The sequence below is a fragment of the Vibrio sp. S12_S33 genome (assembly GCF_963889785.1).
GTDB lineage: Bacteria > Pseudomonadota > Gammaproteobacteria > Enterobacterales > Vibrionaceae > Vibrio > Vibrio aestuarianus.
Window position 1 is genome coordinate 184,934 of the sequence record NZ_CAWPQZ010000002.1, and the last position, 15,273, is coordinate 200,206.

12 protein-coding genes and 3 pseudogenes are annotated in these 15,273 nt (G+C 43.0%); 8 read left to right on the top strand and 7 right to left on the bottom strand.

All coding sequences use genetic code 11. The annotated features are described in order from the left end of the window. Positions 1-29: 29 nt before the first annotated feature. Complete coding sequence (locus AACW06_RS01885; protein WP_192073757.1) at positions 30-1,517, bottom strand: carbon starvation CstA family protein; 1,488 nt, start codon at positions 1,515-1,517, stop codon at positions 30-32. A 270-nt stretch (positions 1,518-1,787) separates the two neighbouring features. On the opposite strand from AACW06_RS01885, the gene AACW06_RS01890 reads away from it, so the two are divergent. From AACW06_RS01890 to AACW06_RS01900, 3 genes and pseudogenes are all read left to right on the top strand, one after another. Then, positions 1,788-2,129, top strand: a complete 342-nt coding sequence (locus AACW06_RS01890; RefSeq protein WP_053311226.1) for a DUF2799 domain-containing protein — start codon at positions 1,788-1,790, stop codon at positions 2,127-2,129. 51 nt (positions 2,130-2,180) lie between these two features. Beyond that, positions 2,181-2,393: pseudogene (locus tag AACW06_RS01895) on the top strand (cation:proton antiporter); the annotation flags it as partial. Beyond that, positions 2,390-2,734: pseudogene (locus AACW06_RS01900) on the top strand (cation:proton antiporter); the annotation flags it as partial. The pseudogenes AACW06_RS01895 and AACW06_RS01900, both read left to right, overlap by 4 nt. Positions 2,735-2,907: 173 nt before the next feature. Here AACW06_RS01900 and murQ read toward each other — a convergent pair. Beyond that, positions 2,908-3,057, bottom strand: a pseudogene (gene murQ, locus AACW06_RS20915) (N-acetylmuramic acid 6-phosphate etherase); the annotation flags it as partial. Between the two features lie 15 nt (positions 3,058-3,072). Further along, the gene (locus AACW06_RS01910) at positions 3,073-4,185 is read right to left on the bottom strand and encodes an anhydro-N-acetylmuramic acid kinase (RefSeq protein WP_192073760.1); all 1,113 of its coding nucleotides are present in this window, start codon (positions 4,183-4,185) and stop codon (positions 3,073-3,075) included. 109 nt (positions 4,186-4,294) lie between these two features. Here AACW06_RS01910 and nagZ point away from each other — a divergent pair, with 109 nt between their 5' ends. After that, positions 4,295-5,278: a beta-N-acetylhexosaminidase gene (nagZ, locus tag AACW06_RS01915; protein ID WP_192073761.1), complete on the top strand. Its 984-nt coding sequence runs from the start codon at positions 4,295-4,297 to the stop codon at positions 5,276-5,278. Between the two features lie 51 nt (positions 5,279-5,329). Here the strand turns inward: nagZ and btsR are convergent, their stop codons facing one another. Together btsR and AACW06_RS01925 are read right to left on the bottom strand one after the other, a co-directional pair. Beyond that, positions 5,330-6,046 carry a two-component system response regulator BtsR gene (btsR, locus tag AACW06_RS01920; RefSeq protein WP_192073762.1) on the bottom strand — a complete coding sequence of 239 codons (717 nt, stop codon included), beginning with the start codon at positions 6,044-6,046 and terminating at the stop codon, positions 5,330-5,332. Positions 6,047-6,055: 9 nt separating this feature from the next. Beyond that, complete coding sequence (locus AACW06_RS01925) at positions 6,056-7,732, bottom strand: sensor histidine kinase (RefSeq protein ID WP_192073763.1); 1,677 nt, start codon at positions 7,730-7,732, stop codon at positions 6,056-6,058. Positions 7,733-7,982: 250 nt separating this feature from the next. On the opposite strand from AACW06_RS01925, the gene AACW06_RS01930 reads away from it, so the two are divergent. Continuing rightward, entirely contained in the window at positions 7,983-9,059 is a 1,077-nt protein-coding gene (locus AACW06_RS01930) for a 3-deoxy-7-phosphoheptulonate synthase (protein ID WP_053311219.1), read from the top strand. An 11-nt stretch (positions 9,060-9,070) separates the two neighbouring features. Continuing rightward, positions 9,071-10,198 (top strand): bifunctional chorismate mutase/prephenate dehydrogenase, encoded by a 1,128-nt coding sequence (tyrA, locus tag AACW06_RS01935; protein WP_171980863.1) that lies wholly within the window; start codon positions 9,071-9,073, stop codon positions 10,196-10,198. A gap of 98 nt (positions 10,199-10,296) precedes the next feature. Here tyrA and AACW06_RS01940 read toward each other — a convergent pair whose 3' ends face one another. Then, complete coding sequence (locus tag AACW06_RS01940; protein WP_192073764.1) at positions 10,297-10,674, bottom strand: PilZ domain-containing protein; 378 nt, start codon at positions 10,672-10,674, stop codon at positions 10,297-10,299. Positions 10,675-10,941: 267 nt separating this feature from the next. After that, the gene (gene ettA, locus AACW06_RS01945) at positions 10,942-12,609 is read right to left on the bottom strand and encodes an energy-dependent translational throttle protein EttA (protein ID WP_192073765.1); all 1,668 of its coding nucleotides are present in this window, start codon (positions 12,607-12,609) and stop codon (positions 10,942-10,944) included. A gap of 332 nt (positions 12,610-12,941) precedes the next feature. On the opposite strand from ettA, the gene sltY reads away from it, so the two are divergent. Beyond that, positions 12,942-14,891, top strand: a complete 1,950-nt coding sequence (gene sltY / locus AACW06_RS01950; RefSeq protein ID WP_192073766.1) for a murein transglycosylase — start codon at positions 12,942-12,944, stop codon at positions 14,889-14,891. 59 nt (positions 14,892-14,950) lie between these two features. Next, positions 14,951-15,244, top strand: a complete 294-nt coding sequence (gene trpR / locus AACW06_RS01955; protein ID WP_053311214.1) for a trp operon repressor — start codon at positions 14,951-14,953, stop codon at positions 15,242-15,244. The last annotated feature ends 29 nt before the right edge of the window (positions 15,245-15,273 follow it).

A 15,273-nucleotide genomic window follows, 5' to 3' on the forward strand; every position in this document is an offset into this window, starting at 1 on the left:
CCTTTTCTATTTGTGAAATACAGTATGTATTACGCGGTTTTTGTTACGACTTTAGCTTGTTCTTCATCATCGGCTAAGTCGCTATCACCTTTACCTTTTGAAATTTTAATCACATAGCCCGTAACTGCCAGAGTGAATAGAACCCCTGAAATGGTTGATATTTGTATTGGTAAGCCAAAACCTAATGTGCTGTTACTTAAAATGAAAGTTGCACAAACGGTCGTCATAAACATGGCTGGAATCGTTGCAATCCAGTGCAGTTTATTATGACGTAATAGATAGGCTGAAGCTGTCCAAAGCATCATGACGGCTGTGGTTTGGTTTGCAAATCCGAAATAGCGCCAAATGATACCAAAATCAACCTGAGTTAATACTGCGCCTAGAACAAACAGAGGCAATGCCATCATTAGGCGGTTACGCAGCGTTTTTTGCTCCATGTTAAAGTATTCAGCAAGAATTAAACGGCTTGAACGGAAAGCGGTATCACCAGAGGTGATTGGCAGAATAACCACACCTAGGAAAGCTATGATGCCACCGAATACACCGAGTAAGCTAAATGATGCGCTGTAGACTACGTTGCCTGGGCCACCATTTTTCACCGCTTCAGATAATGCATCTAAAGAACCAAAGAAGGATAGGGCAATCGCACACCAAATAAGCGCGATAATGCCTTCGCCAATCATGGCACCGTAGAATACAAAGCGCCCATTCTTCTCGTTTTCTATACAGCGAGCCATCAAGGGTGATTGTGTTGCGTGGAAACCTGAAATAGCACCACATGCAATGGTGATAAACAGTGCTGGCCAAAGTGGTAGGTCATTCGGGTTCATGTTGGTGAACATGTCGCTCATCTCAAAGCCACCCATTACCGTATGTTCGCTAGATAGTGCAATTGCGGTCATCAAGCCAACTGACATAAAGATCAGTAGTGCACCGAACAGTGGGTAGAAGCGACCAATGATTTTATCAACTGGTACAATCGTCGCCAGAATATAGTAAGCGAAAATGATCACAACCATAGAAGTCATGCTAACTGTTAGGCTAGTTTGTTCATTGATAAGATTAGTGATCATGCCAGCAGGAGCTGATACGAAAACAACACCGACCAGTAAAAGCAAAACAATGGCAAAGATGTTCATAAAGTGTTTTGCGCCATTGCCTAGGTAGCGGCCAGTAATGGTTGGTACAGAAGCACCACCGTTGCGGATGGATAGCATTCCAGAAAAGTAGTCATGCACAGCGCCAGCGAAGATACAGCCAACAACAATCCACAACATAGCCGCAGGGCCGTATAATGCGCCCATGATCGGGCCAAAAATAGGGCCGACACCAGCGATGTTCAATAGTTGTACTAAGTAAACTTTTTTGGTCGACATCGGAACATAGTCGACACCATCAGATTTTGTGTGGGCAGGGGTTTTACGGTTTTCGTTAACTCCAAACACTTTTTCTACGAAAGCACCGTAGATGAAATATCCAGCAAGTAGCGCTGCGACACAGGTTAGAAACCACATCATAGCAATTGTCCTTTATTAATGAATTAAGCTCACTGTCGATAATAAAGGCTCCATTAACAATAAACCTGCCCTTTTCAGGTCAGTGGCAATATAGACACTTTAATGGTTATTTTACTCAATAAGTGGTTTTCAGTATTTATCATACCCTCACTTGATAATAGATTGGTGTTGTCCTTCAATTAGTGGCATTTTGTACGACGATGTGGCAATGAGTCGTCATTTTTTACGTTAACTGCTAGGCTGAATAAAAAGCATAAATTAAGGAAAATAATGAAAAAGTTAAATGTAGTGTTGGTTGTAATGGCTTTAACGGGTTGTGTTGCTTCTGAGGCTGAGCTTGCTCAACAAGGCAACTGGCAGCAAATTGGTTATCAAGACGGTGTGGCTGGTCACAGCCAACGCAGTTATAAATTGTTATCAGAACTAGGCTCGGTCAAACAAGCGGATTACGAGTTAGGTTATACGCAAGGTGTTAAAGAGTATTGCAATCCTAATTTTGCCTATCAAATGGGGTTGTCTGGCCAATTTTATGAAGGGGTGTGTGAAGGCACTGATGAGGCGCAGAAATTTCGTATGGAATGGCAACGCGGTTGGAATGAATTCACAAACTAGTTTGCCCATTTAAAGTATCACCACTACAACACTCTTTTTTAGAGAAAGTATATGCATGAAGAGTTTATCGCTTTGTCCATTGCGGCTATTGGCGTTCTTGGTTTAGCGTGTCAATGTCTAGCATGGCGCTTGCGACTGCCAGCTATTTTATTTCTATTGATCGCATGGCTAGTTGTTGGTCCCCTAACGGGGTGGTTGCAGCCTCAAGCTTTACTCGGTGGATTGCTATTTCCTCTTATCTCTCTTGCTGTTGCTGTTATTTTGGTGAAAAGCGGGTTTTTTGTCTGAATGATCACCTTAATAGTAGCAGTAGCGATAAGCATAAAGTGACTCAGGAATATCATGGTTTGTCATTGTTTAATGGTGAAGTGATCTATAAAAAACTGGCCAGTTTGATCAACCAAGGTGCGGAAGTTAAACATACCAAATTGAGCGGAAACTTTACTTATCAAGATTATCTACAGCGACATAAAGAAAGTTTTGTGCTGCCTCTGTTTGTTGTGAACTTAAAAGGTCGAATTCAGATGTACCATGATACACAGGTATTTGAACCTGTAGAGGGCGAAACGGTTGTCTCTTTGATTAAAATCAACGAGAGCCACTAATGGCTCTCACCTTCTTCCATCGAACGACGTAAAAAAGCGTCGGATTCAGCCTGCTTTTCCATTGCCTGCTGGTAGTTTAGCTCAGTTAAGCTCATCAAAATGGCGACTTTTGTATTGTTGTGAGTTTGTTCTAAAAGCGTCTCTGCTTCTGCTCTTTCGCAATCTGTTGCTTGCATTACAATTCGTACTGCTCGGGCGAGTAACTTCTGATTACTACTTTCAGCAATTTTTAAAGTAGGTAGCTGGTCGATATCCCTTGCTTCTGGGTTGCCAGCATCAGACACCAAATGAGAAAGTGCAGCAATAAGCGCATCGTTGGTCATAACATTCCTTACTGATTAATGAGCAGAATAAATTACCCCAAGCGAAGCGAGGCCGCGTGCACCGGTAACTTCAGGTAAATTACTTGGCAGGTTGTGCATTCTTCGTTGAGCGAGCCAAGCAAACGCCATCGCTTCCATGTAGTCACTATCCACGCCTTTGCTGCTGGTTGGTGCAATACGCCAGTTAGGTAGATGGGTTTGTAAGCATTCAACAAGCAAGGGGTTGCGAGCTCCGCCACCACACAATAAGAGTTCTGGATGTGGACCGAATTGGTATTGATTCACTTCAGTGGCAATGGTTAGTGCCGTGTATTCGCATAAGGTACGTTGAATATCCTGCGCCGCTACAGATAACCCCGCGATTTTTTGTTGTAACCATGGCCGATTAAATAGCTCTCTTCCGGTACTTTTAGGCGCGCTCAAGGCAAGATAAGGTTCTTGGCATAAAAGGGTTAGCAGTGGTTGATGGAGTTGCCCTGTTCTTGCCCAAGCACCATCGAGATCAAACGAATGCCCGGTGTGCTCGAAACACCACGCATCCATCAACATGTTGCCAGGGCCAGTATCATAACCGAGAACTTTTTGCTGCGGTTGAAGTACTGAAATATTAGCAATACCCCCTATGTTGAGTACCACAACCGTTGAATCTGTCGATTTGAAAATGGTATCGTGGAAAGCCGGAACTAGTGGGGCACCTTGTCCACCGAGCGCCATGTCTTTGCGGCGAAAATCAGCAACGGTATCAATACCCGTTTGAGTACTAATGATGTTGGCATCACCGATTTGCATGGTAAATGGGTAATCACCAGTCGGTTGATGGAACACGGTTTGGCCATGACAACCAATCGCTCGAATATCACTTGCCTGATAGCCGGATTTATCCAATAGCGCATGGACTGCTTTGGCAAAGAGATGGCCGAGCTGGTGGTCAAGTTCCCCGATCATTTTTAAATTGGTTGGCTGGCCGATGCAGATTTCAAGTAACCGCTGTTTTAATGCATCATGCATCGGGAAATCATCATGAGCCAGTAAGCGGATGTGCTGATCATTAATTTCTACTAAGGCGGTATCGACCCCATCCATGCTAGTACCTGACATGACACCGATGTAACGTTCATTAGTTGTCATTGGCTGCTCCTATTTCCATTGTTATTGGCCCAAACAAAAGCATTGTAATAGAAATTCAAAGCGAATAATCTCGTCAAATTAACTATTTAACCAAATTATTGGAGTAAGCATGGGACCGTTATGGCTAGATGTGGCTGGTTGTGAACTGAGCGCTGAAGACAAAGATATTCTTGAGCACCCAACAGTAGGTGGCGTGATCTTATTTGCTCGTAATTACCATGATAGCCAGCAACTTTTGGCTCTTAATAAAGCCATTCGTCAAGCGGCGAAACGTCCCATTTTGATTGGTGTTGATCAAGAAGGTGGTCGTGTTCAGCGTTTTCGAGAGGGCTTTTCGCTGATCCCTGCCGCACAAGATTATGCGCAGCACAGCAATGGTGAAGTGCTTGCTCGACAAGGTGGTTGGCTGATGGCTGCGGAATTGATTGCCCATGATATCGATCTCAGTTTTGCGCCAGTACTGGATAAAGGCCATGAGTGTAAAGCTATTGGGAGTCGCGCATTTGGCCATGATGTCGATACCATCATTCGTTATAGCTCCGCTTATATGCAGGGAATGAAAGAGATTGGTATGGCAACGACTGGAAAGCATTTCCCAGGGCACGGTGGTGTTATTGCCGATTCACATTTAGAAACGCCGTATGACCTGCGAGACACTATTTTTGATGCCGATATGGCGATTTTTAAAATCCAAATTGAAGCGGGATTATTAGATGCGATGATGCCAGCACATGTTATTTACCCTCAGTATGACGCGCAGCCAGCAAGTGGGTCACAATACTGGTTAAAACAGATTTTACGTCAGCAATTAGGGTTTAAAGGACTGGTTTTCTCTGATGATCTTACTATGGAGGGGGCGTCTGTCATGGGCGGGCCAGCAGAGCGTGCTCATCAATCATTGGTGGCGGGGTGCGACATGCTTTTAGTGTGTAACCAACGCGATGCTCAGGTTGAAGTCTTGGACAATTTACCGATATTAAACGTCCCTGCCGCTGAGGGGTTGCTTAAGCGCGAGTCATTTACGTTATCGCAGTTGCACAGCTCGACTCAGTGGAAACAAGCTTCGGAAGCGATCAAGCGCATGTTGGGTTAGAAAACAATAAAACGCCACACTATCGATTATTGTGGCGTTTTGGTCAGTGGCTTAATGGAAGCCCAATACTTCTTTCAAACTTTTGAGATAACGGCGGCTAACGGGCACCTGATGTTCGCTCCGAGTGACGATGGTTGCCAGCCCATTTTCTAACAACTTGATCTCTTTAATAGCTTTGGTGTTAATTAAATATTGGCGATGACATCGCACCAAAGGCGTTTTTTCTTCTAAAACTTTGAGCGTTAATTGGCTGGTGGCTCGCTGTTGATCTGTTTGCACATGTACACCACTAATATCGCTATAAGCAAACTCAACATCTTTGGTGGCAAGGATCACAATCCGATTTAGGCCGATGCATGGTACTTGGTCTAAGCAGGTTGGTGCTAAGATGGAAGCATCGCTTTTTTTCTTATCACTGCGAACCAAACGCTGGATAGTCTTTTTCAAACGTTCGGTATCTACTGGTTTGAGTAGGTAATCAAAGGCGTTATCTTCAAAAGCTTGGATTGCATATTGATCGTAAGCGGTCACAAAAACCACATTAGGCATGGTTTCTTGGTCAAGCATACCCAGTAATTCAATACCTGTTATCTGTGGCATTTGAATATCAAGAAAAACCACATCGGGTTTTAATTGATTAATTTTCTTTAGCCCTTCAATGGCATTGCTTGCCTGACCAACAACGTTAATTTGTCCTGTTTCTTCTAGCAGTTCTATCAGCTCTTCCCGAGCGAATAACTCATCATCAATGACCAGTACCGTAAGCATGTGATTCCCTTAATAAGATCCTTTATAAGGAATGAGAAAGCTCATTCGTGTGTATTGATTTGCCAATACTTCTGTTTTAAGTGTAGATTGCGGTCCAAATTTATTGGTTAATCGTTTATCGACGATTTGCATGCCCAGTCCATCGTAGTCTTCACTTGGCACCTGGTAACTGCCCGCATTATCCTCAACAACGATTCGATATCCTTCGGCTTGCTGTTGGCTAAAAATGCGGACTTTCCCCTCAGCTAATAAATTTGAAGTACCATGTTTAATGGCATTTTCCACCAAGGGTTGTAACGTAAAGCTAGGAACATTGCGTTCAAGTAATGAATCTTCAATTTCAATTTCAACTTCTAAACGATCAGCAAAGCGAGCTTGTTCGATGGTTAAGTAAGCTTTGACGTGAGCAATTTCATCTTTGAGTGTGACGGTTTCAATATTTTGTTTGAGATTACTGCGAAAGAAATGTGATAAATGCTGAATCAAATCTCGTGCTTTATTGGGATCTCGACGAATAACAGCACTGATGGTGTTGAGTGCATTAAACAGAAAGTGAGGGTTCACTTGAGCATGCAATAGCTTGATTTCAGCTCGCGAAAGTAGCATCTGCTTTTGTTGATATTCACCATATAAGATCTGGCTTGATAGCAACTGAGCGATTCCTTCAGCCATCGACATATTAATGGTTGAAAATAACTTCCGTTTCGGTTCGTACAGTTTGATGGTTCCAATTACTCGATCCCCTGCTCGTAGTGGAATAATGAGTGCAGACCCAAGTTTGCAGCTCTTCGACAAAGAACATTGATAAGGTGAATCTTTACCATCAAGGTAAATAATACTATTTCTAGTGATCGCATCGAGTGTGCTCTGGGAGGAGATAGGCGTATTTGGTTTATGGTGATCATCCCCAATACCAACGAAAGCGAGAATCTTTTCTCGGTCAGTAATGGATACTGCACCGACGTTGGTGAGTTCGTAAACAATGCGTGCCACTTTGCCTGCATTTTGTGGGTTAAAGCCGTTGGCTAATACTCCGACAGAGCGTTCGGCAATGTTGAGAGCACGCCGAGAAAATGTGGCTGAGTACTCTTCAAAAATGGTTTTCCTATCTTGCAGAATGCTCATAAACAGCGCAGCGCCAACTGAATTGGCGATGATCATTGGTGCTGCAATGGTCGAGACTAATGCATAAGCTTCACTAAACGGTTTGGCGACTAACAAAATGAGTAGCATCTGCACAATTTCGGCAAATAGGGTAACAGCGAACACAATGCTAGGACTAAACAGTAAGCGTCCTTTGCTTTTACGTAGCAAGTAAGTGTGCAGCAAGCCACCAATCAGCCCTTCTGCCGTTGTTGAAATCGTGCAGGCGACATCGGTGAAACCACCTAGAGTATAACGATGCATACCTCCTGTAAAACCGACAGCAAAGCCAACCACAGGACCACCAAATAAACCGCCCATCACCGCGCCAATCGCGCGCGTATTGGCTATAGCGTCATTGATTTGTAAACCAAAGTAGGTTCCCATGATGCAAAACAGCGAAAATAGCACATAGATGCTGATTTTATGGCTAATCCGATTTGAAATGCTCAGCAGCGGTAGAAAAATCGGCGTTTTACTCAGCATGTAAGCCAGCACTAGGTAAACGCACATCTGTTGCAGCAGTGAAAGGATTAAATCCATGGTAAATCCCAGTAAGTCTGACTCAGTAAGTGGTAATAATGGACATTTTAGGGGAGATAGACGGAATAAAACACGCGTCATCTTATACTTTTTGCCTTAAAGCACGATAAAAATAAATGTAAATTTAAGTTTACACTAAATGTTTTTTATAATTTACACTTGCAATGTTTTTTAAGCCTGATAATTTGTCATTCATCGGTTTTTAAGCGCAATTTTATTTTTGTGTAAATAAAAGAATACAGGTGATGAGATGCAGAAAAGTGAACTAAGTAATATTAATATCAGTGATGAGCAAGTGTTGATCACGCCCGATGAACTAAAAGCAAAGTTACCGCTGAGTGATAAAGCTCGTCAGTTTATTCAGCATTCTCGTCAAACCATCGCCAATATCATTCATAAAAAAGATCATCGATTGTTAGTGGTATGTGGCCCTTGTTCTATCCACGATATAGATGCTGCGAAAGATTACGCCAAGCGCTTAAAAGCCCTTTCTGAACAGTTGAGTGATCAGCTTTACATTGTGATGCGTGTTTATTTCGAAAAACCACGTACTACAGTTGGTTGGAAAGGGTTAATTAACGATCCACATCTCGATGGCAGTTTTGATATTGAACATGGTTTGCATGTCGGGCGTCAGTTGTTAGTGGAACTAGCCGAAATGGAGATCCCGCTTGCGACTGAAGCACTTGACCCGATAAGCCCTCAATACCTAGCTGACACTTTTAGCTGGGCTGCAATTGGTGCTCGTACCACTGAATCACAAACTCACCGTGAAATGGCCAGCGGTCTATCGATGCCGATTGGCTTTAAAAATGGCACTGATGGTAATTTAGCGACCGCAATAAATGCGATGCAAGCGGCTTCCTCTAGTCACCGTTTTATGGGGATCAGCACTGAAGGGCAAGTGGCTTTGCTTACTACTCAGGGTAATCCCAATGGACACGTTATTTTACGTGGTGGTAAACAGACGAACTACGACTCGGTCTCTGTTGCGGAATGTGAACAAGAGATGGCGAAACATAAGCTCGACGCTTCCCTAATGGTTGATTGCAGCCATGCTAATTCCCGTAAAGATTACCGTCGTCAACCTTTAGTTGCGGAAGATGTTATTCATCAAATTCGTGAGGGTAATCAATCTATTATTGGTTTGATGATTGAGAGCCATATCAATGAAGGCAGCCAATCATCTGATTTACCTCTCAGTGAAATGGCTTATGGTGTTTCGATTACGGATGCGTGTATCAATTGGCAATCAACTGAGGCACTATTACGCCATGCTCATCTAGAGCTCGTTCCGTTCTTAGAAAATCGACTAAAAGGTCAGTAGAAGGAAGTACCATGGCTGTTGAACTTAACGAATTACGTGATCAAATTGATGCTGTTGATAAACAAATGGTGGAGTTATTGGCTCGTCGTTTAGCTTTAGTCGAGAAAGTGGGGGAAGTGAAAAGCCTGCACGGTTTACCTATCTATGCGCCAGATAGAGAAGCAGCAATGCTTGCTTCTCGCCGCGCCGAAGCCGAGAAAAAAGGCGTCCCCCCTCAATTAATCGAAGATATTTTGCGTCGCACCATGCGTGAGTCCTATGCCAGTGAAAAAGATTCAGGCTTTAAGTGTTTAAATCCTGAACTGCGTTCGGTGGTGATCATTGGTGGTAATGGACAGCTAGGTGGTTTATTTGGTCGTATGTTCAAACTATCCGGTTACCAAGTTAAAGTACTCGGCAGTCAAGATTGGCATAAAGCTGATGACATGTTGCACAATGCTGGTTTGGTCGTAGTTACTGTTCCTATTCACTTGACTGTTGGTGTGATCGAAAAACTGGGCAACTTACCGCCAGACTGCATCTTGTGTGATCTTACTTCGATCAAATCCAAACCGTTGCAAGCCATGATGTCGGTTCACCAAGGCCCTGTTGTTGGCTTACATCCTATGTTTGGACCTGATGTTCCTAGCCTAGCGAAACAAGTGATTGTTTATTGTGATGGTCGTGGAGAAGTGAACTACCAATGGCTTCTGAAGCAGTTCTCTATTTGGGGGGCAAGCCTATGCCAGATCGATGCGGCTGAGCATGATCACGGTATGACATTAATCCAAGCGCTACGTCACTTCACTTCATTTGTTTATGGGTTACATCTTTCAAAGGAAAATCCCAACATCCAAAAACTGCTCCAATTGAGCTCGCCAATTTATCGATTGGAATTAGCGATGGTCGGGCGTTTGTTTGGTCAAGATCCGAATCTGTATGGGGACATTATTTTGTCGTCAGAAGAGAATGTCGAGATGATTAAACGTTTCCATCAGTGCTTTGGAGAAGCAATGAAGGTGTTGGATGGCCATGATAAACAGGCATTTGTTGAAAACTTTTCTAAAGTTAGTGAATGGTTTGGCGATTACTCACAACAATTTATGCTAGAAAGCCAAAACTTACTCAAGCAAGCCAATGATGCGATTCACCGAGCTTAAGTGGATAGGCTGAACTCAGTTTATCAATTGCTTGAAAGCTAAAAACGCCCCATTATTGAGCAAAGTCGTTTCCATTGATAAAAATGGAAACGACGCTTTTACTCCGCATCAATATCCCCTAAATCTGATAAGTATTCGAGCTCGCGGTGGAGCAAGGCATCATCCCCTACATTCAACTCAACCAAGCGTCTTAAGTGAGCAATGCTGTCGATATCAATATGATCAATGATCGCGCGAATAACGTTGTTATTAATGCTGATTAAATTAGCGACTAAGTTAATGGTTATATCACTTTCAGGTAGGGTAAATTCGACTTGAGCGGTTTCGTTGATGTTGAGTTTATCGCTCTTTGGGCTTGAGAGTAATAACCCATGAAGAGACAAATCTTGAATGGTGGTGGCGATGTGATGGGAACCTTGTACCACATTGGCTGGCATCTGGTAGATAATGCGTGAAAAGCGGCGTCTTTCAATCATGTTACACTCTCTTTGTTGAGCCTTTACTATTACAGTATCGGCTCTATATTAGTGATCAATCATTATCTAGTGAGTTTAGACCGAATTCGCGATGGTGTCGCGAATCAACTCCTCACCTTTGCAAACCTAGCATCATTTTTCATCAACAACGTTTGAGTCATGAACCTTCTTAAGGATGAATTTGCGCGACTTTTTAAGAAAGTGAGAGAGTATTTACTACCCATAAAAATAAGGCCGCTTAACAGCGGCCTCAAAAGAGTAAATGGATTACTTAGCAATACGCTTATATTTAATACGGTGTGGTTCTGCTGCTTGAGCACCTAAGGTTTGTTTTAACCAATCGGTATACTCACTGTAGTTGCCTTCGTAGAAGTTAACTTGGCCTTCATCACGATAATCAAGAATGTGCGTAGCAATACGGTCCAAGAACCAACGGTCGTGGGAGATAACCATTGCGCAACCAGGGAATTCTAGCAAGGCTTCTTCTAGTGCTCGTAGTGTTTCAACATCAAGGTCGTTGGTTGGTTCATCGAGTAACAGTACGTTACCACCTGCTTTAAGCAGTTTTGCTAAGTGCACACGGTTACGCTCACCACCAGAGAGTTCACCAATCACTTTTTGTTGATCGACACCTTTGAAGTTAAAGCGTGAGCAGTAGGCACGAGCTGGAATCTCAAAGTTGTTGATCTTAATGATGTCAGCGCCTTCAGAAATCTCTTGGAAGACGGTGTTCTTATCGTTCATGCTATCGCGGAACTGATCAACTGAAGCCAATTTAACCGTGTCACCTAACTCGATCGTCCCCGAGTCAGGTTGCTCGACACCGCTTAGCATCTTAAATAAAGTCGATTTACCAGCGCCGTTGGCACCAATGATGCCAACGATGGCACCTTTAGGCATGCTGAATGACAAGTTATCAATCAGAACGCGATCACCAAAAGATTTAGTCAGGTTCGTAACTTCCAGCACTTTATCACCTAAGCGCTCACCCGGCGGAATGAAAAGTTCGTTGGTTTCATTACGTTTTTGGTGATCTGTCGTGTTTAGCTCTTCAAATCGAGCCATACGTGCTTTGGATTTTGCTTGACGACCTTTCGGGTTTTTACGTACCCACTCAAGTTCTTTCTCAATCGTTTTTTGACGAGCACTTTCTTGCGATGACTCTTGCTTCAAACGCTCATCTTTCTGCTCTAGCCAAGAAGTATAGTTTCCTTGCCATGGAATACCTTCACCACGGTCAAGTTCTAGAATCCAACCTGCTGCATTATCAAGGAAGTAACGGTCGTGGGTGATAGCCACAACTGTTCCTGAATAATCAACTAGGAAATGTTCAAGCCATGCTACTGACTCTGCATCCAAGTGGTTGGTTGGTTCGTCAAGTAGCAGCATGTCTGGTTTTTCAAGCAACAAACGACAAATTGCTACGCGGCGACGTTCACCACCCGATAGAACCGCAACTTTTGCATCCCATTCAGGCAAACGCAATGCATTAGCAGCACGCTCTAGGGCGTTTTCAAGGTTGTGGCCATCTTTTGCTTGAATCAAGGCTTCTAACTCGCCTTGCTCTTTTGCTAGCGCATCAAAGTCAGCATCAGGTTCAGCATAAGCGGCATAAACTGCATCAAGACGGGTCAGCGCACCTGCGACGTCTGCAACGGCTTCTTCAACCACTTCACGTACAGTTTTTGATTCATCCAATATTGGTTCTTGAGGAAGGTAGCCAACTTTTAGCCCAGGTTGTGGACGTGCTTCACCATCAATATCAGTATCAATGCCGGCCATGATACGCAGTAGGGTGGATTTACCCGAACCATTGAGACCTAAAACACCAATTTTGGCACCTGGAAAAAAGCTAAGAGAGATGTCTTTGAGAATTTGACGCTTAGGCGGGACAATTTTACTTACCCGCGACATGGTATATACGTATTCAGCCATTGCCGATTGTTCCTAATCTTAGTAACAGAATAAAGTGGCTATTTTATACCAAAGTGAGCTTATTTGTTACTAGCTAACCAGTTTTTAACGCGGAAATAATGCCTTTCTATAGCTTTGATTTTTTGTGGTGGTTGTCAGTGGCTCTCTGATGTACTTGCGTCTTCAAGTTATCTAGATTTGGATATGCTTTAACCAACAAGCATTGAGTTACTTGATGCATATGTCGCAGTTTTATGAATTTAATATTATTTACATATAGATGCTTTACATTTCTATCTAGAATAAGCGTAATGGAAGTGAATTCCCCCTCGCTTTAGATAGGATGAGAGCACATGACGCTTATGCATTTTTTTAAGCCGCATTGTCTTTTTTCATCAGTGATAGCTTTGACTTCATTGATGAGCGGCACAGCGTTTTCTGGCTCAACACTGGATTTGGATAGCCAGCGAGAGCTCTATGATCAAGCACAACAGTTGCTTGATGAAAACAAGGTTGATGAATTTAAAAAACTCAGAAAAAAGATCGCAGATTATCCCTTAACACCCTATGTGGATTATCGAGCATTTTTGGTTGATCTTGGTGATAAGCCGCCATTAGCCGTGCAGGTCTTTATTGATTCGCATGCAACTTTTCCCTTTTCTTATCGTATTCGTGCACCTTATTTGGATGCTTTAGCAGCCAAAGAAAAATGGTCGACCTTGTTAGCGTTTCAAAAATACGAACCCAATGACGAATTGTATCGTTGCCATTATTACAATGCTCATTACCAAACTGGACATCGAGATGTTGCTTTTAAAGGAGCCAAGCAACTTTGGTTGAGTGGCAACAGTATTGCAGATGCTTGCGATCCTTTATTTAGTGCTTGGGAACAACAGGGTGGATTGACGGATGATTGGGTGCTCAAGCGTATGCTACTAGCGTTTGATAAACGAAATCTAACGCTGATGAAATATCTACAGAAAAAACTGAAGCTCGAAAAGTCATTGGTAATCGCGCAATCTTTGCTCGATCTGTACGCGAATCCTGACCAAGTGATAACTTTTGCTAAACACAATGTGAATGATGATTTTCACCAGCAGTTAATTCAATTTTCGTTAGAAAAACTGGCACGTAAAGACGCCGCTTTAGCGCAAGGTGTTTATCAAAGCTTGCTTGAAGGCAAAGTTTTAAGTGGAGAGCCGAGTCAGAAACTGGCTGACTACATCGCCAGACGATTATTGGATAGCGAAGATGAGCTATTAATGACATGGCGAGATAACATTATTGCGCAAAGCTCAAATAACACTCTGAAAGAGCTGCGAATTCGTCTGGCATTACAAGCGGCAGACTGGCGTGGTTTACAGTATTGGATTGAACAATTACCAGCGAAGAAGCAATCTAGTATTCGTTGGCAGTATTGGCTTGCAAGAGCTGAAATCGAGTTAGGAAATACCAGCAAGGGGATGCAGCGTTTGCAATCTATTGTTGGGCAGCGCAATTTTTACAGTGTGGCTGCAGCCACTGTGGTTAAACAATCGATTAACTATCCCACTTCATCTATCGAGCTAAACGTTACTCTATTAAAGCCACATCAAACCACCTTAACGCGAATTCAAGAATTGATTGATCGCGATAAGATTACCGCAGCAAAAAGCGAATGGCGATGGTTGCTTGAGCGTGTATCGGAGCCAGAAAAAGAGATGTTAGCGGCTTATGCGGCCTCTCAAAATTGGCACCACTTAACGGTTACTGCTTCAATTGCTGCAAAAATGTGGGATAACACCCAACTGCGTTTTCCATTAGCTCATCAATGGTGGTTTAATTTTTATGGGCAAAAGCATGGCATAGACCCGATCATGTTAATGTCTTTAGCTCGCCAAGAAAGTGGCATGGATGTTGAGGCTCAATCTCCAGTCGGTGCTCGCGGCATTATGCAAATAATGCCGAGGACAGCAAGCTATACCGCTAAAAAGTATCAGCTAACCTACAATGGTGAAGATGAATTATATCAAGTGGGTAAGAATATTGAGATCGGAAGCCATTATTTGAATGGTTTGCTAGAGCAATACGATAACAACCGAATTTTTGCTTTTGCTGCTTATAATGCAGGTCCTAGTCGGGTCAATCAATGGCGAGAGAAGACCCAAGGCAAGTTAGATGCCTATGCCTTTATTGAAGCGATTCCGTTTAAAGAAACTCGGGGCTATGTGCAAAACATTTTAATGTTTGAAATCTATTACCGAGATTTGATGGGTGTTGAAGGTCAATTTCTTAACGCAAACGAAATTGATGCAAAATATTGATTCCAATAGTAGATGAAAGTTCTACAATAGCCTTAATGTATCACCTAGCGAGTACAAACATGTCGCAACAACCAGAGTACACAGACTGGCAACAGCTAATGACATTGGTCAAGCATGCCGCTGAGCAAGATCAGCATGAAATGCTACTTACGATGATGATGACACCGGATGAGCGAGAATCGTTGGTCGCGAGAGCCAATATTTTATGTGAGTTATTTAAGGGTGAATTATCACAGCGGCAAATTAGCCAAATGTTAGGGGTAGGGATTGCGACGATTACGCGAGGTTCTAACGAGCTGAAAACCAAATCAGATCAAGAAAAGTCTCAACTCGCCGCTTTATTACTGAAATAAAATGGGCGAGTTCAGCGTAGCGCTAGTTT

What these genes read in the sequence shown, in the direction of transcription:
- AACW06_RS01885 (WP_192073757.1), bottom strand. Translation starts at nt 1,517, where the DNA reads ATGATGTGGTTTCTAACCTGTGTCGCAGCGCTACTTGCTGGATATTTC.
- AACW06_RS01890 (WP_053311226.1), top strand. Translation starts at nt 1,788, where the DNA reads ATGAAAAAGTTAAATGTAGTGTTGGTTGTAATGGCTTTAACGGGTTGT.
- AACW06_RS01910 (WP_192073760.1), bottom strand. Translation starts at nt 4,185, where the DNA reads ATGACAACTAATGAACGTTACATCGGTGTCATGTCAGGTACTAGCATG.
- nagZ (WP_192073761.1), top strand. Translation starts at nt 4,295, where the DNA reads ATGGGACCGTTATGGCTAGATGTGGCTGGTTGTGAACTGAGCGCTGAA.
- btsR (WP_192073762.1), bottom strand. Translation starts at nt 6,046, where the DNA reads ATGCTTACGGTACTGGTCATTGATGATGAGTTATTCGCTCGGGAAGAG.
- AACW06_RS01925 (WP_192073763.1), bottom strand. Translation starts at nt 7,732, where the DNA reads ATGGATTTAATCCTTTCACTGCTGCAACAGATGTGCGTTTACCTAGTG.
- AACW06_RS01930 (WP_053311219.1), top strand. Translation starts at nt 7,983, where the DNA reads ATGCAGAAAAGTGAACTAAGTAATATTAATATCAGTGATGAGCAAGTG.
- tyrA (WP_171980863.1), top strand. Translation starts at nt 9,071, where the DNA reads ATGGCTGTTGAACTTAACGAATTACGTGATCAAATTGATGCTGTTGAT.
- AACW06_RS01940 (WP_192073764.1), bottom strand. Translation starts at nt 10,674, where the DNA reads ATGATTGAAAGACGCCGCTTTTCACGCATTATCTACCAGATGCCAGCC.
- ettA (WP_192073765.1), bottom strand. Translation starts at nt 12,609, where the DNA reads ATGGCTGAATACGTATATACCATGTCGCGGGTAAGTAAAATTGTCCCG.
- sltY (WP_192073766.1), top strand. Translation starts at nt 12,942, where the DNA reads ATGACGCTTATGCATTTTTTTAAGCCGCATTGTCTTTTTTCATCAGTG.
- trpR (WP_053311214.1), top strand. Translation starts at nt 14,951, where the DNA reads ATGTCGCAACAACCAGAGTACACAGACTGGCAACAGCTAATGACATTG.